The following is a 21245-nucleotide window of genomic DNA, read 5'->3' on the forward strand; positions in this document are numbered from 1 at the left end:
TAAGAAGATTCGAAAGATGCTCTAATTCTGGTTTCGCCACTTTGCGAAGTCGTCAATGTACGACCACCGAAAGTCTTTCATCTTTCGGTACTTGAAATCGCGGTTGGCGAGTTGTTCGCTGACGTAATCATCGACATTTTTTTGCAGGATGAACGGGTCGCGAGTGCGGGATTGCCAGTCAGAGAGGGCAGTCTTCAGGCGGTTCAGAGCCTCAGCGTGATCGGGGTCTTCAGCGAGATTGTTCCATTCGTAAGGATCATTTTTTAAGTCGTAAAGTTCAAAACGTGGCGGCTTCGACCATAGGGCGAATGCCTGTTGAACATGTTTCGGGGCAGCCAATTGTTCTTTAGCTGTTGCTCCCGAAATGACATAATGCGGGTGTTTCTTATCCAGATAAGTGTTGGCGTCCAGGTTTTCCGTATTGGGTTGTGGGCTGGAAATGAGCTTATAGCGCTCGTCCCGGACAGAATGTTGAACGAAACAGGCACGTGGGAAGGAGCCGGTTGTGAGTGCGAAGCTGAACTGACGCCATGTTTCGGGAGTTTCATTGCGAAGCAATGGTTGAAGAGGCAGGCCCGGCAATTCTTTGGGGACGTCGAGGCCAGCTGCTGTCAGGATGGTGGGCAACACGTCCAAGGTCGAAACGAGTTCCTCTCGGACAGTTCCCGCTTTAGTCTGTCCGGGCCAGTAAACGATCATTGGGACTCGCAGGCCTCCTTCGTATACGGTCCCTTTCCCACGCGGGAATTGAGCTCCATGGTCGCCAAAGTAGATGACTAATGTGTTTTCGGTATGTCGACTTTGAGCAAGTGTGTCGAGCAGCATTTCGACGCCGGAATCCAGACGCTCCAGACAGTTGTAATAGTTCGCAACTTGTTCACGCAGCCTTGGAGAATTCACACCGATCCAAGGCATTGGCTGGACTTCGTCTTCGTTAAGCGGTTTGAGGGGACGTCCGTTGACTTTGCGAATGAACGGCAAGTGAGCATCGGGGAAGTTCACAGATAGAAAGAATGGCTTTTCGCCAGCTTCGCTGATGAATCTCTTCGCTGCTGCCGCGTAGTCAGCGACCGATTGCTTCCTCTGGAAATTGGAACTCGGGATCTGGTGCGAATCGAAAGGGAAGGCACTCTCTGGATTCACATGCAGCTTTCCAATGAGTCCTGTGTAATAACCGGCGGCATTGAGGTGAGTGGCAACGTTCGGAGTGTTTTTGTCGTACATGGCGAACTTGTGTGTCGCCAGGCCGATCTGTCCATTCTGGTGAGGGTGCAGCCCCGTCAAAAATGCGGCTCGCGACGGAGAACAGACTGAATACGGCACGTACGCATTCTCGAAGAGAACTCCCTCACTCGCCAGCCGATCCAGCGTCGGCGTTCGTGCAAACTCATCGCCATAACATCCCAGCTCTGGCCCATTATCTTCAGAAACAATCATCAACACATTCGGCTGACCTTCAGCGAAGGATGATGCCACCGTGCCTGTAAGCATGGTGATCAGTGTGATGATCGCGACGAAGTCCAGGCGTGTGGGAACCATCGGCTTCTCCTTGGTGTGCATTTTCTGAGTGCACTGATGCGAACGACTTTTCTCAATGAGTCCAAGAAAACAGTCTGAATGATGAAGCGTTTGACTTCAACAGCGACTGATCTGTTCTCAGGGGTTTTTGTTGTTCATCGCCAAAGATTTTGAAGCAACTGGGCGAGAATCTATGTTCTGACTAGACCGCTGAGCCAGGTGGCGAAGGCGCTCCCAAAGATAAGGGGAGCCCAGGCAGCTTGTTCGGTGCGGACGATTCCCGATTGACCGAGAAATCCGCTACCCATTGAAATTCCGTAAACAATCCCCAAGACCAGCATGCAGACTGCGATGTTGGTCACCTGCTGCATGTTGCTCATCTTGTCTCTGCGAATGATGAGTGGGATAACAATGTACAGCCCGACGATTGTGAGTAACGGGCGCGTCAGTCGTGAGTGGAGGTGCATTAATAAGCTGCGGCGAGAGAGAACGCTGCCATACGGTTCTTGCAGCCTTTGAAACAACGTCCCGGTTCCCATCAGGCTGTGGTTGGACGTATGGCGACTCATTTGGCTGAACGTGAGATGACAGTTGACGAAAACGTCAGTCCCGTTCGGTTGCGGGACGATAACTTTCTTTCCGGTGTCGGAGAGTGAGAGTTCTTCGAAACTTGTTGTGATCCCTTTCAGTAGCCAGCCACCTTGAGGTTCATTGCTTGTCGGAGGCAAGTAGTATGCATCCTCAGCGGAGATTGAGTCCTGATTTGGCGAGATGACTGGCGGTAATCGAAACTGTGGTTTGTGGAGTCGCTTTTCTGCTGGAAAGACTTCTTCACCCGAGACAAACATTTTCCACCTCGGATCGAATTGCGGATCGACCTTGTGTCCGTCGTCAGCGGTTTGACCGTGTCGACGTTGCAACTTGCTGGCGACGTTTGGAAGGATCACTTCCTGATTGACAATTAAGAATCCGTTGACCACACACATTCCCAGTAGTAATGAAATCGTCGCCCGGTAGGTCGGCACGCCAGCTGCTAGAACGGGATGAAACTCTCCGTTCTTCAAAAACGAAGCGAGCGCCGCGATCGCTGAGATGACTACAATTGCTGGTCCGGCAAGCTCGATGATCATCAGAGACTGGTAGAAATAGTGATCGATCATCAGCTGAAAGAGCATCGTCGTTCCGCCGCCCGCTTTTTCTGCGGAATGCTGGAATGAATCGAGGTTGACGAATCCATCGACGACCACAAACAACCCCGCCGACGCGCAGAAGAACACGGCGACGGTTTGCAAATAGCGAACCAGCAGGTATCGGTCGAATGTGGTCAAGGAAATTCGTGGTTGATGATGTGTCGGGAAAGCAGCGTCTGGATTACAGACCAAAAAGCGGGATCAGGTCAAGATGGAGTTGGAGAAGATCCAGGGCTTCCCTGTCGTGAGAGTCCCGTTGTTTGAGGAGTTCAGTCGACTTCGGGATCGGCTTGGTGTATGGCCGAGTTGGCTGCGAACGGGAATATCGACATTGACCCTTTTTCTGTAGTCGCCGTAAACTTCCAATGGAAGTAATTGCTTCGTTGGGGCGCCGAGTTTGCCCTTTCAAGATTTTATTCGCCTGAAAAGTGATGAAACGTATGTCGAATCCCAGTTTAGAATCGTCTCATTCGCGGTTGACGGACTGGTTACGTCCGCACTTGCGTTGGGTGACGGTCCCAAGCTGGGTGCTTTCGGCACTGTTTCATATCATGGTTGCCGGGGTGGTTGTGCTTTTGTCGCAACTTCCTAGCTGTCAAGCAGATATGGCGGGTGATGACGGTGAGGCGTTTCGTGATGTCGGCATCAGAACCCGACCGAGCGCAGCGGAAACGGAGACAGATACGGAGACCGAAAGCGAAGATTCTCCCGCTGAGTTGGCTTATGAGAACCCGCTCACGGCCCAAGAGCCGGTCGTTGAGAATTCTCCGCCAGTTGCCTTGGAACTTCCAACCATGCAACTCGCTCCTCCGACCATTGGTGCGGGCAGTATTCCGATTCCAAAGACTCTCGCCAACAACGATTTGCTTCAGCCGAGTGAAGCAGGAGGAACGCCGACGATATCTAAGGGGACAGGAGCCCCGTTCGCTGGGGGAACCTCTTTTCTGGGAATTGAGGATGTTGGAAAGCGTTTTGCTTACGTGATTGATCGCTCGTTCAGTATGGACAATGATGGGGCACTTCAGGCAGCCAAGGCTGAGTTGCAGGCGAGTTTGTCTCGATTGGATGAAACTCAGCAATTCCAGGTGATCTTTTATTCCGGAACAGTCAAGTTGCTTGAGCCGAGAAATAGCCCCAACAATATGTTTTGGGGGACTGATGCTCAGCGAATGCAGGTAAGTGGCCGCTTACGTTCAATTTTGGCCGACGGCGGGACACGACACTTACCGGCAATCATGAAGGCACTTGAAGGGAATCCGGATGTGATTTACCTGCTGACTGATGGGGCATCGGAACAGGCGCTTTCAGCTGCGGAATTGAATCAAATCAAAAAACGAAACCATGGTGGAGCTCGTATTCACTGTATTGAATTCGGAAGATCTCGGGCACCTGCACTCGATGGTGAAGGAAATTTCTTGAGAAAATTAGCGAAGCAAAATAATGGGCAGTATTTGTACCGTAACGTGAAGCGGACTCGCTGAGGAATCGGGAAATGAGATTTCCCGTTCCATGAAAATAGCTCGCTGTGATGAATCGAATTTCAGCGAATAGGATTGGATGAAATGATGCAAGTAAGTTCTTCACAGCCGATCTCCAAGAAAGAACGCTGGATTTGGTTCAGTGTGACTTCGGTGGTGATGGTCGTCGTCGATCAATGGCTGAAGATGTATGCAATTCAAAACTGGAAGGGACTTCCTCCACGTTCATTTTTCTTTGATACTTTCCGGATCACGTATGCAGAAAACCATGGGGCGTTTCTAGGGTTGGGTGGCGAACTTCCTGATGAAGCCCGGTTCTGGATTCTTGTGGTAACGAACGGTCTCGTTCTGCTTGGTGTTTCTGCCTATCTTCTGCTTGGCAAGAGCATCAATCACTATGTTTTCCTCGCGTTTACCTTGGTTGTGGCTGGGGGAATCGGAAACATGATTGACCGCGTTCGCTTCGAGTACGTGGTCGATTTCTTCAATATTGGCATTGGCGGATTGCGGACCGGGATCTTTAATATTGCCGACATGGCAATTACTGCGGGGTTCTTCATGATGTTGCCGCTCGTTTGGTCTCCTGAAGCTAAAAAGGCCTCGGAAAAAGATTCCGTCACTCCCGAGGTCACAGCCGAGGTCGACGGAGCTTCCGGGTCGCCTGTCTCGTGAATCGATTACCTCCTCAACGTCTGCTCTCTTGCATGACCCTGCTGCTGTCCGCCATCAGCATGGTGATCAATGTTGGAGCAACCGCAGTCGTTGCTGAGGATCGAGTGATGTATCGCCCACCTGGGGCTCAGCGGCCGATTACGATGGTGGGGGATATCATTGATTCGACGGGTCGCGAATTGCAGATGATGACGCTGAACGGCAATCCACAGCGTATTTCTGCAGACGACATCATCACAATCAAAACACATTACGATCCCTCTCATCTAGCGGGAATCGAGGCCTATACCGCAGGTCGATTAGAGGATGCCGCGTCGTATTTCATCACCGCTTATGATCGCGAACCGCGCGAATGGGTCGATCGTGAAATCGCTGCCTGGCTGGTCCGGTGTCGATTGCAACAAGGGGATCTTGCCTCAGCGATTTCGTCTTTTCGTTCGATCATCAATACCGATCCATACTCGCGGCATTGGGGGATCGCTCCGCTGATTTGGTCCCCCATGAGCATCAGCGAATCTGTGCGAAAATCTGTTCGTTCAATGTTGGTCAGCTCACGCAACGGAGAGCGATTACTGGCTGCTTCGATCCTCTTGTTTGACGGTGTTTCTGGAAAGCTGGCGGAAAGAGAACTCAATGACTTAGCGAGTGACCCGAATCCACGAATCTCGAAGCTTGCTCGTGCTCAACTTTGGCGGGTGGCCCTTGCGAAAAGTCAGGTGACTGAGAACATTCTCCAGAGCTGGCGAGATCAGATTGAATTATTGCCGGAACCGCTCCGGCCTGGGCCGCAGTATTTGCTGGGGCGTGGATATGCTCACTTGGGGGAACCGCGGCTCGCGGCTGCGGAGTTCCTGAAATTGACGATAATTTACACAAATCATGAGGCTCTCACCTCACGGGCGACACTGGAAGCTGCCCAGGCAATTGAAAGAACGGGGTTGACTCATGAAGCGGATCTTCTGTATCGCGAACTTCTGATTCGATTTCCAACAACCTCGGAATCGATAATTGCCCGCGAAAAGCTGGCTGAAAATAGAACGGACTCGATCAACTCGAATTCTGAGTAAGTGAATGCTCAGAAGGATGATGAGATTTTCTCAGTCGGATTTCACTCACATGGCCAAGCGATTTCGATTTTTGATGACAACCTGCATGATGCTGGGGTTCATTCTTGTTTCGCGCCCGGTTCTTGCTGCCGAGGGTGCGATTTTTGAAAATGGGCAAGTCAATCCACAAGCTCTTTTGCAAGCCGGAGGAGCTATTGGATACGTCATCATCGCTCTGAGCGTCGCGATGGTCGCACTTGTGATGGAACATTTGCTGAGCATTCGTAAAGGCTCTTTGATGCCGCGCGGGCTCGCAGAACAATTACATCAAATGATTTCAGCGGGGCAGTTTCAACAGGCTGACCAATTGTGCCGTCAACGCCCGACCTTTTTGTCCTACGTGGTGATGTCTGGATTACAGGAATCGAACTTCGGGTACAACGCGGTCGAGAAATCAATGGAAGATGCCTGTGTCGAGCAGGCAGCACGTCTCTCACGGAAAATCGAATACCTCTCAGTCATCGGGTCACTGGCTCCGATGCTCGGGTTGATGGGAACAGTCTGGGGAATGATTCAGGCGTTTGCAGAGTTCACTGAAAAAGCGAATCCGATGCCAGCCGACTTTGCACCCGCCATCTCCGAGGCACTGGTCACAACACTCTTCGGTCTTTGCGTTGCCGTTCCCGCACTCGCTGCATATGCGTGGTTCCGCAATCGGATCGATGAATACGTTGCAGAAACAACATTGATGGCGGAGCACCTTGTCTCCCCGTTGAGGCGTTCATTGATTGAAAAACGAAAGACGACGAAAACAATCACCGGAACGGCGAGGAGCTAGCGCATGCGTCTTCCCGTCCGATCTCGTAAGCATGGACTTAAAGTCGACATCACTCCCTTGATTGATGTGGTTTTTTTGCTGGTGATCTTCTTTCTGGTCGCCTCGCACTTTGCGAAAAGCGAACCGACAGAAGTCGTCGAATTGCCAACAGCGACTCAATCAACGGACGATGAGAATCCGCGTCGGCTCATCGTGACAGTGAATTCCGCGGGTGAGTATTACGTCAATGCAGAGCAAGTTCAGATGGGACAGATTGAAGAGATGATTCAGGATGGGGCTGAAGGTGATCCGGAAACTTACGCAGTCCGAATTCGAGGGGACCGCACAACTCCCTATTCTGCTATCGAACCGATCATGCTCATCTGCCCGAAATATGGAGTCACAAAGTTTGGATTTCACGTGATTGGCAGAGGATAACAACTAGCGATTCGAGCAGTTTGATTTGGGGCTTCAGTGTCCCAAATCCCCCTCCGGTGAGTCACCGGGGGGCTAAATGGCTGCAGCAAGATGGCAGCAGGCCAACCGTGAACATGTTGCTGTGTTGTGACTGCGAAACATGCTTCCATGTGAAGCCTTTATTTCTGAGATCGACGAGAGTGAACACGTTCTTCATCATCAAAAAAGATTCCTAGACAACTCAAATTAAAATGCGTATTCCCCAGCAGCATGAACGTGATCACGACTTCGGAGCAATGACTCCGATGATTGATATTGTGTTTCTGTTGTTGATTTTCTTTGTGGTGACCGCATCTGGTGGAGTCCGAGAAGAATTGCTTCCGACGGAACTTTCCGCAGCCGGGGCGGTGGAGTCCGACATCACGCCGGTAGAGCCACAAGAACTGACGGTTGATATCTGGTTGAAGCTGATGTTTGAGGCTGAGGGAAAGAAAACACGCGTTGATATGAATGGGACCGTGTACGAGGATTTGGAGCGACTGAAAGAACAATTGCGGGCTTTAGCGGATCTGGGGCCCGAAAATCCAGTGATTTTAGACATCGCGGGCGATGTCCCGCTCGGAGATGTCGTTGACGTGTATGATACTTGTCAGGCAGCCGGGTTCGAATCTGTCAGCTTCGCGGCGGACGCTCCAAAGTCCGATTGATCTAAATCGTTGATTCCGCGTATCTTTCCGGCAGATTGTGCCGAAATGCCCGCGACCCGTTGGTCGCCGTTGGCTGCCAATGTAAGCCGCCACTGTTCGCCTGACATTTGAAGTGTCCGGCTAAATTCACGGATGACGACTCGTGTTCTTGAACTTTGTGATCGCTGTTCTGATGTGGTTTGCCTGTGTGGCGGATCTCGGGTGGACAGCGTGGACTGATCTCAGGATTGCTCCTGCGTTTCTGGATTTAGCAGTCGTCGTCGTTTGCCTGTTTTCTCGCCCACAGTGGATTGTGTTCTGGGGGGGAGTTGCGGGCCTTCTATCAAGCGTTGTTCATGTGGAGCCGATTCCATTGTGCGTTGTGCTGTTTACAAGCGTGACCCTCATCGCTGCCTGGACAAAACCGTCTGAGATGAAGCGACAGACTTTTGCTGCCACGCTGATTCGCTGTCTCTTGGTCCTAATCGTTTTGAAAGTTGGGCGGATTGGAATCGCTCATTTTCCGGACACCAATTTTCTGGGAACGATCGGGATGGAGCAAATCGCGCAGGTCGCCTTGACGTTTCTGATCTCGATCACCGTCTGCATGCTGTTCATGTTCCTTCATCGCCGTCATGCGTGGGAGTGATCGATGCAGAACCAACCCTTCTCCGACCTCGGCAGTTCTCGCGAAGATTCAAATCGCATCGGAAATTCTCCTCAAATGCGGCTAGGGATTCTTGGCGGGATTATTGTCGGCGTTGTGTTTCTGATCGGCATTCGTGTTTGCCATGTCCAGGCAATGATCGCCCAGCAGTTCATCTCCCCTTGGGAAAAAATTCAGCTTGTCGAAGAGACCATTCCAGCTCGCAGCGGAAGAATTCTCTCACGCGATGGAGCGGTGCTGGCCTTCGACGAAACTCGCTACGATCTTGCTGTCGACTATCGTTGGCTGGAGGAACCGTTTGATGCCGTCTGGCTGCGGCGGCAGGTCTATTCTCGGCTTGATCGAAACCAACGAGACGATCCGGTAGCAAGAGAACTGATGGAGCAAGAGCTTGAGCGAGATCGTCAGGCACTCTTTGAAAAACTTTCGAGTCTGACAAAGGTTCCGACTGATGTTCTTTTGAGTCGAGCTGAGCGGCTGCAAAAAAGAATCGAACGCATGCTCGTCTCGGTGGAGGCCAGAAGGAGTGACTCTCTTGCAGAGAATGATCCTCAACCACTTGATTTCTCGCAGGGACTGAGCGGAATTATAGAAACGATTCGCAAAGAACTGACGACTCCTCCGCGACGATATCAAAGTGATCCCATCATCTTGAAGGAAGAGCTTGAACCGCACGTGCTTGTCGAGAACGTTCCATTGAGCGTTGTGGCGGCGATTCAGTCAACTCCGCATCGTTTTCCCGGTGTGCATGTTCAAAGCCATGCATCACGGATTTACCCTCTCGGTGATGTTGCTCCGCACTTAATTGGATTGCGAAAAGCCTCTGGAGGAAGTGATCAAATTACAGGGCAGGGGGGCGTCGAAGAAGCTTTTGATGACGTGCTGACTGGACACGAAGGGACGAAAATCCACAAAGTCAATCGCCGTGGGGAAACACTGTCGAGTGATGTTTCGCAGGACCCGATTGATGGAAAAGATGTTGTCCTGACAATTGATTCCCGCCTGCAACGTACGGCTGAAGAACTTCTGGATCAAGCACTTTCAAATCCAGAGAGCGATCCGCAACCGGTCGGAGGTGTGGTGATCGCGATGGATCTCTGGACCGGTGATCTTCTTGCCGCCGCAGCGGCTCCGCGTTACTCGCTGCAAATGATGTTGAAGCCAAGTGAAGCAGAGTGGAAAGGAATCCTTGAACATCCTCATCAGCCACTTTTCCCACGGGCGACGAAGATGGCAATTCCGCCGGGCTCTGTTTTCAAAGTCGTCACGTCTGCCGCTGCTTTGGAACAGGGGGAGGTGACGCCGGATGAAGTTCTGGAGTGTCGTGGTTATTTGAATTCACCCGACCAGCTTCGCTGTATGATCTTTCGTAAGTATGGATTGGGACATGGTGAGATTCATCTCGACGATGCGCTGTGCCGCTCGTGCAACGTTTTCTTCTATGATCTGGCTCAGCGAGTTGGACCGGATGTCCTCGTGGACTGGTCGTCTCGATTTGGATTTGGTCTGCCGACTGGGATCGAACTTCCGTCTGAAAGCTCGGGGTTCCTGCCGAATCCTCACGATCCCGAAGCGAGCAAAAAGTGGTATCCTGGAACCTCGATGCAACTGGCGATTGGACAAGGTGAGCTTCTTGCGACGCCACTTCAGGTGACGCGAATGATGGCTTCGATCGGGAACGGTGGATATCTGGTGACACCGCGAGTCCGGTTGGTACAATCTCGAGAGTTACCCGATACAGAACGGACATTGAAAAAAATCCCCGGGCTCTCCGAACGTTCGCTGACAACGATTCGTCACGGTTTAGAAATGGTTGTCCACCATCCGCATGGAACCGGGGTCGCTGCGTTGACTCCGTCCATGACGATGGCAGCGAAAACGGGAACTGCGGAAGTGGACGGAAAACCGGATCATGCCTGGTTCGCAGGTTACGCTCCGGTGGAATCACCCAGAGTCGCTTTCTGCGTCGTGCTGGAACATGGTGGTTCCGGAGGAGATGCCTCTGGTCCTATTGTGAAGCATTTAATGACCGAAATGATTGGGTTGGGTTTACTGAGACCGCAATGGAGCGAGGAAACGACCCAGGTTTCCGAGTATGGCGCGAACTGATGAAATCGAGCGTCAGGAAGCACAAGTGTTTGGCCTATCTCGGTTTACGAGAGCATTTTCAATGCTCATCGTCTCCATATAGGTCACTTTCATGATGACAAAGATGATCCGTCACGAAACTGATCGCGAATACGATTTCGAAAGTTGCTCTAATCGGCGTCAATTCACTCGAGTCCCAAGGATTTCGCGTGAATTACCCTGCGAGATCACTGAGATGGCCGATATACTCTAAGAGCAGTTTATAAAGACGAATCCAAAGTCATGTTTCCAATGCGGTCGCCAATCAAATAGGCAGCCTGTCAACGGCCACGTGAGAACGGCCACTTGAGAATGGTCTACTGCATACGAGCCCGCTGAAAAAGAGGCTGATAGAGAAGTGACAAATGCCAAGGGATTGAGAGCGAAAAAACGAGTTCTCCTATCGAATCATCAGATTTGTTGCTCTACTGACCTTGCCATTTGGACTCGCCAAGTCGACGGAGTGAATAGACATGCCCCTGAAAACCCAAGAAGTTGAAGAGCCAGCACTCAATCTGACACCGATGATTGACATCGTGTTGCTGTTGGTCATTTTCTTCATGGTCGGGACGCAGTTCACTGAACACGAGAACAAATTCGAGATCCTGTTGCCGACTGTCTCAGACGCTCAGCCGCTGACTGCGCTGCCGGATGAATTGATTGTCAATGTTGCGAACGATGGTTCGATTTTCCTGGGAGGAGAAGCGAAGACTGTTGAGGAACTGGAAAAAGATCTCCGAGCCGCGCGGGAACGTTATCCTGAACAGACCGTCATCATCCGTGGGGATGGACCTGGCCCGTATCAACATGTCATGACGGTTCTGAATATTTGCAATCGGGCGAAAATCAAAAGTATCCAACTCGCAAATCAAATCAAGGAGGGTTGAGCATGGCCCTCGCAGCCATTGACTTGCAATCTGAAGCCTGGCATTTTGGGACATTGCTCATCGCACTGTTTCAACCGTTGCTGGTGTTGATTTTGATCATTGGGTTCATTCTTGCATCCGCTCATTTACTCACCATGATCGGTACTCGCTGGGGGGATCGTCGTACGGAATCCAAGGCGTTTTTCTTTTCGATTGGTGTGCATGTTTTGCTGGCCTGTGGGCTGATTGCGTTGCTCCCGGAGTATCGGCAGCGAGTCTATGCAGACATTGTCAACTTGGACGATGAACCGATCAGCATCCAGACTGTGCCTGATCGAACAGCTATGGAAAAGGTCGATCTGGAAGGTGGAAACACCCCGGTCTGGGATCAGATCAAGTCGAGTCAGAATCAGGAATGGGAACGTTTCGAGGCTCCTCCGCCAGACTTGACGAAGATTGACCAAGCACTCGACAAGCCGACCGAAGCTCTCGACCTGAAACCAGAACTCTCTTCTGATGCCGCTTTGCTCCCTTCCGAATCTCTCCCAGTGCCGTTACAGGAAATCACTGCAGAGAAAGGAGATCTCCAGGAAGCGGCCGTTGATGTCAACGTGGAGACGTTAGAGACACAAACTCGCGACGACAAAGAGACTTTCTCCGCTGTTGCAGATAGAATGTCTCGTCCGCTCATTGGAATGAATGAGCTGAGTGATCTTGAAAAGCCGACTCAGGGAAGTGCGGATCGCCTCGCACCTCAACTCACCCGTGATACAACATCGCAGTCGTTGAATGCTCCCGTTTCACCTGAGGCAGTGCTGCAGCAGGCGCCAATTGATGAAATGATCGCTCGTCGTGAGTCCCCCGCACCGGTTTTGCAGGAAAGTGACTTGCTAGGTCAGGAAGCTGCGCAGCCAACAGAGTCTTCAACGAGTAGTTCTCAGGTCGATCCCAAAATTGCGAGGACTCAGTCGCTCAGGAATATCACAGAGAACGATGCACCGTCCATTGGACGTTATCGACCGTTAATGAAACCTGAAAGTCCCAACCCAGACCGGACGGACATCGGTTCTTCGATCAGCAGCCTGGGGCAGTTTGTCCCTGTTCCGGGTGAACGCCCACAGATGGTTCTCCCCGATGAAAAGCTGATTGCCCGCACCGACATCAACAGTGTGCCAAACGCATATATCTTAAGATCAGACGAACTTCGCCGGAAAGCGATTTTGAAATATGGCGGGTCCGAACGATCCGAGCAGGCTGTCGACTTGAGCCTGAAGTGGCTGGCTTCGGTTCAACATCCAGATGGGTATTGGGACGCCAGTAAGAATGGCTCTGGTAAGGTCGGCATCGACGACGATGGCATCGACCGAAAATTTGCAGGACGAGAGTCAGACACAGGCGTGACAGGACTCGCGGTTCTGGCGTTTCTTGGGAAGCTGAATACTGTGGATCAGGGGATTTATTCACCCAATGTGACGCGTGCTCTTCGCTGGCTCGTCGCGCAGCAAAGAACGATCGAGTGGCCCAACGGCGATAAAACCTCGGGATATCTGGGCGGGAACGCGACAGAGTTCTCCGGAGTGTATTGCCACGGGATGGCGACCTTTGCGATGGCTGAAGCGTATGCCGTATCGAAGGATAGCGAAGATGCCCAATTTTTAAGAAAGCCGTTAGAACGCGCCATCAACTTCATTTTGGCGACTCAAATCAACGATGGTGGCTGGCGGTATGTCAAAGGTCAGCCTGATGGCGATATGAGTATCTTTGGGTGGCAATTGATGGCTCTGAAAAGCGCTGAGGCTGCCGGGATTGAAATTCCGTTTGAAACCAAACATCGCATGATTAAGTTTCTCGATTCTCGACGCGTTGGTCGTTATCGAGGCTTAGCAGGCTATCGAGCTGGCGAGGCCCCCTCACCAGCCATGACCGCAGAAGCTCTCTTCTGTCGACAGATGTTAGGGATCGACACCGACCTGACTGCAACCGACGAAGCAGTTCGATATCTGCTTGCGAACAGGCCGAGTCGGACCTCACTGAATCTCTATTATTGGTATTACGGATCTCTGGCAATGCACAAGAGGGGCGGTCGAGACTGGGAGCAATGGAACACCGCTCTGCGCGACCTGCTCGTCCAAGAGCAACGGACCGTCGGCCCACAAGCAGGCAGCTGGGACCCGCGCGGCGTCTGGGGAAACTACGGCGGCAGAATCTATTCCACCGCCGTCGCAACTTTAAGCCTCGAAGTCTATTACCGCTACCTACGGCCATAAGCCTCTAAAGTTTCAATTCAGTCGCAGTTTCGGAGGTGTGACGGCACCGGCACCGGTCGTGTCCTTTGCTGTCATCTGGCACTAACCGCTCCTGGAAATATCGCCAACTCACGAATTGGGGTGGTTAAGGTTGCTTGGGATTTACTGTCCAGACTCGACAGAGGGTGCCTTGGTTGATGAATCCTTTGGGGGCTGTTGATGTGGTCGTGTAGTGTCTTTCGCCGCTCGATGGGTTCTTGAATTCAAACAATGGTAATGTGGTCGCAGGTGCTTCAGGCTGGTTTGCTGGTATTGCGTAGAAGAGCGGTTTTCCTTCATGCGGATTTGCAGATAAGTGTTGAGAGCCATTCGTCAGGGTTGTGTAGATGGGGATGTTTTGCGAGGTCTTTCGGTCTTGTGCGAAGAACACTAAATCTTTGCGGTCGGGGATCTGGTCGACGGAAGTTCGCGGTCCAAGTGACTCTTTGTTCTCAGCGTCCATGGTTCGATAAACTGGCACCGGGAGTGCCAGACGCTCGTCAGCGAGGTCGAGGCGATACATCACCTGGTTGTAATCGTATCGTGGAGTTTGGTCTTTGTTGTCTGTGAACGTGTGAGTGTAAGTTCCTTCGAAGTAGATAATACGCCCGTCTTCCTGATCGAACATTGGGTGTTGTTTGGGGTTGTAGAAGCTGTAGTTGTTGTGGGTGACTATCTTTTGGGCGTATTGCCACGGACCAAGAGGAGTGTTGGCTTCGGCGTACCAGATTTCTCCCAAAGGTGATGAACCAAAGAGTTCGAGCATGATGCAGACCCAGCGTTGCCGGTGCTCGTTCCAGTAGACCGATCCACCATGACAATTCAAAGCCCGACCTGTGTTGAGGTCAAAGAGTCGAAACTGCAGGTCGTTTGGTTTGAGAAGACCTGAATTCACCATTGACGCTTGTGATTTCGAGTCGAGTGTGGGGAGACCTTTCTTCCAGGAGTATCTGACTGCCCCCTGTTCGTCATGGTCGATGAGCGGCTTATTTGGGGGGCTTCCAGCTTTCAGGCAAGTGTAAGTTTCGTACTGCGACAAGTCCTTGTAAGCTTCGGCGGTCGCTGGGACTCGGACGGTTGGAAATGGGAGGCAGAAATAGAGATACTCCAGACCGTTCTCAGTCACTTTCAGCGGATGTCCATTCGGGTAAAGAGGAGTGCTCAACGGGAATGTTTTCACTTGTCGAAACTCTTCCGCAGCCACATCGAATTCAATGATCCCTCTTTCGTAGGTTTCTAAAGGAGGCTCGATTTTCGCGTAGCTGGCGAGGAGTTTTTCATGCTGATTCTTGTCCTTCAAAGCAATTAACCCGCCTATCCAGGTCGGCCCTTTTCCGGGCATGTCAGCGGTCGCTTTGGCGAGGCCGTTGGGGCCTTTGAAATAGTTGAGATTCACTCCCACATCGGGTGAGAGTCCACCGTCGTTCGGGAGTTTAGTTGTCGCTCCCGGGACATCGAAAATTCCTAACGGATGAGCAGGCAGGTTCGTGTCTCCCCAGAACCAGTAGATGCGGTCGTTGAAAACCGTGTTCACGACACTGTCTGAACCAAGCACCCCGGCATTCAGGACTGGCTCTGCAAGCGGGACATCGTCACCAAGCAACAGGCTGTCGCGGTAGATTCCTCCTCCAGTGACACGATAAAGACGCTCAGCGATGTTGAGTCGCTTCAGCTTCAAGACCGCTTTCCCTCCGGGAGTGATTTCGAATGACTTTCCCTGAAAACCAAACCCTGCCTGGGGGGATTCGTACCCGTGGCTGAAGACTTTGAAATAGACTCGTTGGTTCATGAGCCCCGGCTCGTGAAATGCCACGACGCCAGCTGAATCGGTGACGAACCGGATATGATTGACAGTGGTGAGTTCGACTAAAGGGATCCCACGGTTCGTTTCTGCATCGACAACCGTGATCCGAAAATAATCATTCGCGGAAGCAATGGGGGGGCCCAGTGTCATCGCAAGCCAAATGAGAAGGATGGTCTTCGAAATTGTTTTGCTCATACGGTCCGGAACCTGCGTGCGATATGATCAAGGTGAACTCTTTGTGTGCCAAACTGGTCGAGAGGGATCGCTCCACGATACGCTGGCAGCCGTCGGCACTCAACTATTTTCCTTGTTCGCTCAGTTTCTCTGAGCGGCTGAGGAGATAGTGTCTTAAGCAGGATTGTATCAATTCAGGTCGACTTCATTATCGAATGCTGTCAGCGATGTGGGCGGTTTCGATGATTGCCGTGCTCGCTGGGAGGTAGAGCACGAAAACCGATTCAAAAAAAATCTAGACAAGAAGGCGAGCCTGCCAGGATTGGTGCTGTCGAAATCGATCAGCACATCGAAGGAAAATTCTTCATTTTTCTGACACCAGCGGTGGCTGGGCTGGGTATCGAAGGTGACACTCTTGGTGGATCCTTGTTCTTTCGGTCTTTTTTTCAAAGAATGCCGAAACGGAAGAGGCCGCTTGGAGTTATACACAAGTTAGGAAGCAGTCGTTGATTTCAGACTAGGGGAGCGACCTCTCTGTCATTTGAGATTTGGTCATCAGGTTGAATATGAAGAATCGAAATTCAAAAATTTCTCTGTTTGCAATCATCGTGGCGGGTCTGCTTGCGATTCATCCAGCAAATGTCTTTGGGCAGGATGATCTCGAAGAAGATTTCGGTCCGCGCCTTCCGTTTGCGGCGGTCGCTGTGAAAAACATCGATCAGTCACTGACGAATGTTGCAGCGATGTTCGATGCCACCGGTCGGTCGGATATGACCGATATGATCAACGACTTCCTGAGCGACAAAGCAGGGAATCTGGAAGGAATCAGTCGTACGAAGCCGTTTGGGTTCATGTTCTTTCTGAGCGATTCGCTCCCTCCGCAGCCAGTTCGTGTTGCGTTTATCCCGGTCGATGACATGGATGCTTTTATTCGGACTGCTTCTCTGGGACCTGCGAAACCGGAAAAAGTAGAAGGAAAAGAGAACGTCTACAGGTTTCCATTCGGGCGACGGAATCGTGGCGTGAATATGGTTGTTGAGAACGGTTATGCCTTTGCGGCTTCGGATGAATCGATGCTGGAGGATCTGCCTGATCCTGAAGAGATCGTGCGGAGTATGGTCGCCCGTTACGATGTGAGCGCTTCTGCGATGCTGGGAAATATTCAGCCGTTGATGAAAGATTTCTTCATCGCGACCCTGCAATCGAGTTCGCAGGCAGAATTGCAACAACGCGACGATGAGTCGGAGGCGGCTCACCAGATGCGAAAAGCGAGTGGACAAAGTGTTCTGGAGTTGATGACTCAGGTTCTTCGCGATGGCGAACAGATCACCGTTGGTTTGGAAGCCAAGCCTGAAGAAAAGATGGCAGCCATTGAATTACTCGTCGACGCGACCCCAGAAAGTGAATTCTCTGAATTCATGAAAAACATCGGCGGACGCAAAAGTATCTTCGAGCCACTTCAATCAGACACAAACCCACTGACTCTGACAATTTCCTGGAAAATGGATCGTCGAGAGAAAGAGGCGATGATTGGTCTCGTTAAAGGCCTCGAACTGGCTCTGGGTGAGCAACTCCCGGAGACGTTCTTGGCGTCGATCGGCCGTATTGCAGATTCGTTGCGTGCGACTGCCGAGCAAGAACACATCAATGGTGTCTTTCAGTTTATTCCGATTGAACGTGATGAATTCGCTTTGATCGGTGGCCTCAAATTAGTTGGGGCGCAAACGTTTGGGACGGCGCTCAGAGACCTTCTCTCAGGTGTTGGAGAGCTTGAGGGAATCGAATCTGTGGAGCTTGATGTTCATGAACATCAAAACGTGATGTTCCATCGTCTTGTCGCCACCAATGCACGTGAGGAAGATCTGCGAATTTATGGCGGTCATCCGAGTGTCTACTTAGGTTCTGGGAATGGAATTTTCTGGTTTGGGATTGGAGGGGATAAGTTACTCTCCGAACTTGATTTCGCGATTGATCTCCTGCTCGAAACTCCCCCTGGAACTCTTGAAGGAAGTACCGCTCCACTTCAAGTTGTCTTCCGACTATTGCCCTGGATGAATTTGCCAGCACCGGAAAACGCGAACCAGAATGGTCGTGAACTCGCATTTGAAGCTATTGAGAAAGGTCAAGATGCGGTCCGAATTGATATTCGTCCGACCGAAACCGGGGGCCGGGTTCGAATGCAGTTTGAAGAAGGTTTTGTCCGGCTTCTTGGATTGACTCTGGCCCAGCTATATGACAGAAGTCAGCTGTAAGATGCTTTCTGGTAAGTGCTTACTGTTGTTAGATCGTTGCAGGGGATGCTGCGAAGTCTGAATTTGTTGGCCGGATTTCTCTCTCCGGCCCAGTTGAGATTCAGGCACTCGTCGGAGTACAATCGGCGTTCAATCGAACACGTCGTTACGAAGGCGATGTGACACCGTTTCCTGCAGGAGTCACCGAGATGGCAAACGATCAACACTCTAAGAATTCTCAGCCGAGCGGGATTTCTCGACGAGACTGGATGAGATGGTCCGCCTCCAGCGTGGCAGCGGCTGTCGCAGTCGGAAGTCAAGCAGTCGGAAGTCAAACGGCTGAGGCTGCGAAAGATCAGGAGACGCAAGGCAAGACGGAGCCGGTTGCCAAAAACAATCGGATCAAGCAGTCTCTCGTCAATTGGTGCTACAACAAAGCCTGGCCGGATGTTGATGAGTATTGCAATGTCGCTGTGAGACTCGGATGTCAGAGCATTGAATTGATCGACCCTAAGCATTGGCCGACTTTGAAGAAGCATGGCCTGACATGTGCGATCTCGGGGAGTCATGGTTTTCAGACGGGCTTCAATAACCGAGATGAGTGGGACGAATGTCTCGCCAGGTTGCGCGAACGTATTCGTCAATGTAAAGAGTTCGGCGTCAAAAGCGTGATCACATTCACAGGCATGGCAAACGGACTTTCCAAAGAAGATGGTGCAAAAAACTGCGTCGAAGGTTTGAAGAAAATTGCAGGTGATGCCGAGAAGAACGATGTGACTGTCTGCCTTGAGATGCTCAACACGCGAGACGATTCGCACCCAATGAAAGGGCATCCGGGGTATCAGGGAGATCATTGCGATTATTGCATCGACATTCTCAAAGAGGTCGGCTCGTCGCACGTGAAATTGCTGTTCGATATTTATCATGTGCAAATCATGGATGGTGATGTCATCCGCCGAATCAGAGAACACAAAGACTGGCTGGGACATATTCACACAGCTGGAAATCCGGGTCGAGCAGAACTCGACGATGTACAAGAGATCAATTACCCCGCCGTCATGAAGGCACTTCTGGATGTTGGATACACTGGGTATGTCGGGCAGGAATTTATTCCGACTCGTGACCCTTGGGGTGGTCTCGCAGAGGCGGTCGCTTTGTGTGACGTTTAAGTCCACGCAATGAGCCTTTCCTGAGCCGCTGGTTTGTCCGGTTGTGGGGGGGAACTGCCAACTTCCAGTCAAGTCTTCCAGAGAGTCACGGCATTGCGTGAATTCGCTGTGTTGTTGCTGTTGTTATTCTTTCACGTTCATTTAGTACGATTTATGTCTTCTACTCACACGGATGTTGAAACCCGAATTCATCAGCTTTCTGCCAGCGTGATCAACAAGATCGCTGCCGGGGAAGTGATTGAACGTCCTGCAAGTGTTGTGAAGGAGTTACTTGAGAACTCCGTCGATGCACTCTCGACCCGAATTGAGGTCGACATTGAGCAGGGTGGTGCAGAACTGATTCGCATCGTTGATGACGGCGAAGGGATTCATCCCGACGATATTGAACTTTCCATTGCCAGCCACGCCACCAGTAAAATTGCAGACGCTGATGATCTATTTAGCGTGCGCACCATGGGTTTTCGTGGTGAGGCACTGGCGTCCATATCGGAGGTCTCACACTTCCGGCTTAGAACCAAGCAGCATGGTCAGCAGGTCGGCACGGAAATGGAGGTCAATGGTGGGATCGTTAAAGAGCCGAAAACATGCGGATGTCCAGAGGGAACGCAAATTGAAGTTCGACAGCTGTTCTGTAACACACCCGTGCGACGTAAGTTTTTGAAGACACAGGCGACCGAGTTTGGCCACATCTCCGAACAGTTCACGCGTGTTGCTCTCGCGAATCCAAACTTACACATGGTGCTGCGGCACAATGGGAAAACCGTTTATGAACTCCCTGCGACGCATCGATTTATCGAGAGATTGGAGTTGTTCTACGGCAGCGAACTCGCTCAAAACCTCATTTGGGTTGAAGCAGAACATGAGGGGACGCGGCTGTGGGGCTATGTTGCGCATCCGTCACAAAGTAAATCGACTCGTAAGGGGCAGTACCTGTTTTTGAATGGCCGCTGGATTCAGGATCGTTCATTGCAACACGCCTTGGGCGAAGGCTATCGCGGTTTGGTGATGATCGGTCGTCAGCCGATTGCGTTTCTGTTTCTGGATTTGAATCCGGAACTTGTCGACGTGAACGTTCACCCCACGAAATCGGAAGTTCGCTTCCGGGATTCCCAGGTGCTGTACCGGTTGATGCTCTCAACGTTGCGGAACAAATTTCTGTCGATGGATCTCGATTCCAAGCTTTCCGTCGATCGTGCTCAGCCCGAAGCTTCCGGCCCGAAGTCGGAACCACAGGAAATGCAGCGCGAGCTGGTTTCGTGGGCGAAGAATCAACTCGATGAACAGAAGAGTCATGGCTCGCTGTTTGAAGCTGTCTCCAAACTGGCTGGCCCCGAAGTTGGCCCCGCGCCGTCGCAACCTTCGGCAGAACAATTACAGAGTGGGCCTTCACTCGGTGGAGCATCGGGAACAGAGGTTCCGAGTAAGCCTGGTGGTGTCACCCATATCGAGTCGATCGAAGCGAGCGAGCATCCTGCGAGCGCGGCTGCGGAAATTCGTGCGATGCAGATTCACGATTGCTATCTCGTCGTCGAATCGACTGACGGCCTCACAGTGATTGATCAGCATGCACTGCATGAGCGGATCATGTATGAGCAACTCCGGCGACGAATTCTCTCTGGCGGTGTTGAAGTCCAGAAACTGTTGATTCCGCTGACTGTTGAGCTTTCGAGTCGTGAGGCGAGTACGCTTCTCGATCAGGAGGATTTGTTGAAGGAACTCGGTCTGCATATTCAGGAGTTTGGCGGAAGCACGATTGCTCTGACCGGTTACCCCACGCTGCTCGCCAAGGCTGACCCCAAGTCGCTCCTCCGAGACATTGTTGATCTGCTGGAGTCGTCTGGTCGCAAACTTGAACGACGTGACTTAATCGATGAACTGCTGCACATGATGTCTTGCAAGGCTGCCATCAAGGCGGGGCAGCGACTGACCTTCGAAGAAATGGAATCATTGCTGGCTCAGCGTCATCTCTGTGACGACCATCACCATTGCCCCCATGGTCGCCCGACCGCATTGAAACTCTCCCGAGATGAACTCGATCGCCAATTCGGTCGACTTGGGTGATCAAAAGAAATTTCAACGGATCAGACTTTCTGGACAG

16 protein-coding genes are annotated in these 21245 nt (G+C 51.6%); 13 read left to right on the forward strand and 3 right to left on the reverse strand.

The genetic code is table 11. From position 1 onward, the window contains the following. Positions 1–21: 21 nt before the first annotated feature. Both Mal48_RS03900 and Mal48_RS03905 read right to left on the reverse strand, forming a co-directional pair. Entirely contained in the window at positions 22–1539 is a 1518-nt protein-coding gene (locus tag Mal48_RS03900) for a sulfatase-like hydrolase/transferase (protein ID WP_197442027.1), read from the reverse strand. A gap of 170 nt (positions 1540–1709) precedes the next feature. Further along, entirely contained in the window at positions 1710–2846 is a 1137-nt protein-coding gene (locus Mal48_RS03905) for an LptF/LptG family permease (protein ID WP_197442028.1), read from the reverse strand. A 293-nt stretch (positions 2847–3139) separates the two neighbouring features. Between Mal48_RS03905 and Mal48_RS03910 the strand changes: the two genes are divergently transcribed. From Mal48_RS03910 to Mal48_RS03955, 10 genes are all read left to right on the forward strand, one after another. Continuing rightward, complete coding sequence (locus Mal48_RS03910) at positions 3140–4189, forward strand: vWA domain-containing protein (protein WP_145196328.1); 1050 nt, start codon at positions 3140–3142, stop codon at positions 4187–4189. A gap of 81 nt (positions 4190–4270) precedes the next feature. Continuing rightward, positions 4271–4858: a signal peptidase II gene (gene lspA / locus Mal48_RS03915; RefSeq protein WP_145196330.1), complete on the forward strand. Its 588-nt coding sequence runs from the start codon at positions 4271–4273 to the stop codon at positions 4856–4858. Beyond that, positions 4855–5925, forward strand: coding sequence for a tetratricopeptide repeat protein (locus tag Mal48_RS03920; protein ID WP_145196332.1), 1071 nt, complete (start codon positions 4855–4857; stop codon positions 5923–5925). Before lspA ends, Mal48_RS03920 begins: the two co-directional genes overlap by 4 nt. A 49-nt stretch (positions 5926–5974) precedes the next feature. Further along, complete coding sequence (locus Mal48_RS03925; protein ID WP_197442029.1) at positions 5975–6742, forward strand: MotA/TolQ/ExbB proton channel family protein; 768 nt, start codon at positions 5975–5977, stop codon at positions 6740–6742. 3 nt (positions 6743–6745) lie between these two features. Beyond that, complete coding sequence (locus tag Mal48_RS03930) at positions 6746–7159, forward strand: ExbD/TolR family protein (RefSeq protein WP_145196337.1); 414 nt, start codon at positions 6746–6748, stop codon at positions 7157–7159. Positions 7160–7389: 230 nt separating this feature from the next. Further along, entirely contained in the window at positions 7390–7845 is a 456-nt protein-coding gene (locus Mal48_RS03935) for an ExbD/TolR family protein (protein ID WP_145196339.1), read from the forward strand. A gap of 142 nt (positions 7846–7987) precedes the next feature. Beyond that, a complete protein-coding gene (locus Mal48_RS03940) occupies positions 7988–8473 on the forward strand; it encodes a hypothetical protein (RefSeq protein WP_145196341.1) in 486 nt (161 codons plus the stop codon). Between the two features lie 3 nt (positions 8474–8476). Beyond that, positions 8477–10600 (forward strand): peptidoglycan D,D-transpeptidase FtsI family protein, encoded by a 2124-nt coding sequence (locus Mal48_RS03945; RefSeq protein WP_145196344.1) that lies wholly within the window; start codon positions 8477–8479, stop codon positions 10598–10600. 491 nt (positions 10601–11091) lie between these two features. Next, positions 11092–11505: an ExbD/TolR family protein gene (locus Mal48_RS03950; RefSeq protein ID WP_145196346.1), complete on the forward strand. Its 414-nt coding sequence runs from the start codon at positions 11092–11094 to the stop codon at positions 11503–11505. Between the two features lie 2 nt (positions 11506–11507). Beyond that, positions 11508–13751: a hypothetical protein gene (locus Mal48_RS03955; RefSeq protein WP_145196347.1), complete on the forward strand. Its 2244-nt coding sequence runs from the start codon at positions 11508–11510 to the stop codon at positions 13749–13751. A 124-nt stretch (positions 13752–13875) separates the two neighbouring features. Here Mal48_RS03955 and Mal48_RS03960 read toward each other — a convergent pair whose 3' ends face one another. Further along, positions 13876–15723 (reverse strand): hypothetical protein, encoded by a 1848-nt coding sequence (locus Mal48_RS03960; protein ID WP_197442030.1) that lies wholly within the window; start codon positions 15721–15723, stop codon positions 13876–13878. 590 nt (positions 15724–16313) lie between these two features. Between Mal48_RS03960 and Mal48_RS03965 the strand changes: the two genes are divergently transcribed. The 3 genes from Mal48_RS03965 (at position 16314) to mutL (ending at position 21208) form a co-directional block, all read left to right on the forward strand. Next, positions 16314–17999 (forward strand): hypothetical protein, encoded by a 1686-nt coding sequence (locus Mal48_RS03965; protein ID WP_145196349.1) that lies wholly within the window; start codon positions 16314–16316, stop codon positions 17997–17999. A 188-nt stretch (positions 18000–18187) separates the two neighbouring features. Beyond that, complete coding sequence (locus Mal48_RS03970; RefSeq protein ID WP_231739904.1) at positions 18188–19147, forward strand: hydroxypyruvate isomerase family protein; 960 nt, start codon at positions 18188–18190, stop codon at positions 19145–19147. Between the two features lie 153 nt (positions 19148–19300). Continuing rightward, positions 19301–21208, forward strand: a complete 1908-nt coding sequence (mutL, locus tag Mal48_RS03975; RefSeq protein WP_145196351.1) for a DNA mismatch repair endonuclease MutL — start codon at positions 19301–19303, stop codon at positions 21206–21208. The last annotated feature ends 37 nt before the right edge of the window (positions 21209–21245 follow it).

This window comes from Thalassoglobus polymorphus, assembly GCF_007744255.1.
GTDB lineage: Bacteria > Planctomycetota > Planctomycetia > Planctomycetales > Planctomycetaceae > Thalassoglobus > Thalassoglobus polymorphus.

What these genes read in the sequence shown, in the direction of transcription:
- Mal48_RS03900 (WP_197442027.1), bottom strand. Translation starts at nt 1,539, where the DNA reads ATGGTTCCCACACGCCTGGACTTCGTCGCGATCATCACACTGATCACC.
- Mal48_RS03910 (WP_145196328.1), top strand. Translation starts at nt 3,140, where the DNA reads ATGAAACGTATGTCGAATCCCAGTTTAGAATCGTCTCATTCGCGGTTG.
- lspA (WP_145196330.1), top strand. Translation starts at nt 4,271, where the DNA reads ATGATGCAAGTAAGTTCTTCACAGCCGATCTCCAAGAAAGAACGCTGG.
- Mal48_RS03925 (WP_197442029.1), top strand. Translation starts at nt 5,975, where the DNA reads ATGGCCAAGCGATTTCGATTTTTGATGACAACCTGCATGATGCTGGGG.
- Mal48_RS03930 (WP_145196337.1), top strand. Translation starts at nt 6,746, where the DNA reads ATGCGTCTTCCCGTCCGATCTCGTAAGCATGGACTTAAAGTCGACATC.
- Mal48_RS03935 (WP_145196339.1), top strand. Translation starts at nt 7,390, where the DNA reads ATGCGTATTCCCCAGCAGCATGAACGTGATCACGACTTCGGAGCAATG.
- Mal48_RS03945 (WP_145196344.1), top strand. Translation starts at nt 8,477, where the DNA reads ATGCAGAACCAACCCTTCTCCGACCTCGGCAGTTCTCGCGAAGATTCA.
- Mal48_RS03950 (WP_145196346.1), top strand. Translation starts at nt 11,092, where the DNA reads ATGCCCCTGAAAACCCAAGAAGTTGAAGAGCCAGCACTCAATCTGACA.
- Mal48_RS03955 (WP_145196347.1), top strand. Translation starts at nt 11,508, where the DNA reads ATGGCCCTCGCAGCCATTGACTTGCAATCTGAAGCCTGGCATTTTGGG.
- Mal48_RS03960 (WP_197442030.1), bottom strand. Translation starts at nt 15,723, where the DNA reads ATGACACTGGGCCCCCCCATTGCTTCCGCGAATGATTATTTTCGGATC.
- Mal48_RS03965 (WP_145196349.1), top strand. Translation starts at nt 16,314, where the DNA reads ATGAAGAATCGAAATTCAAAAATTTCTCTGTTTGCAATCATCGTGGCG.
- Mal48_RS03970 (WP_231739904.1), top strand. Translation starts at nt 18,188, where the DNA reads ATGGCAAACGATCAACACTCTAAGAATTCTCAGCCGAGCGGGATTTCT.
- mutL (WP_145196351.1), top strand. Translation starts at nt 19,301, where the DNA reads ATGTCTTCTACTCACACGGATGTTGAAACCCGAATTCATCAGCTTTCT.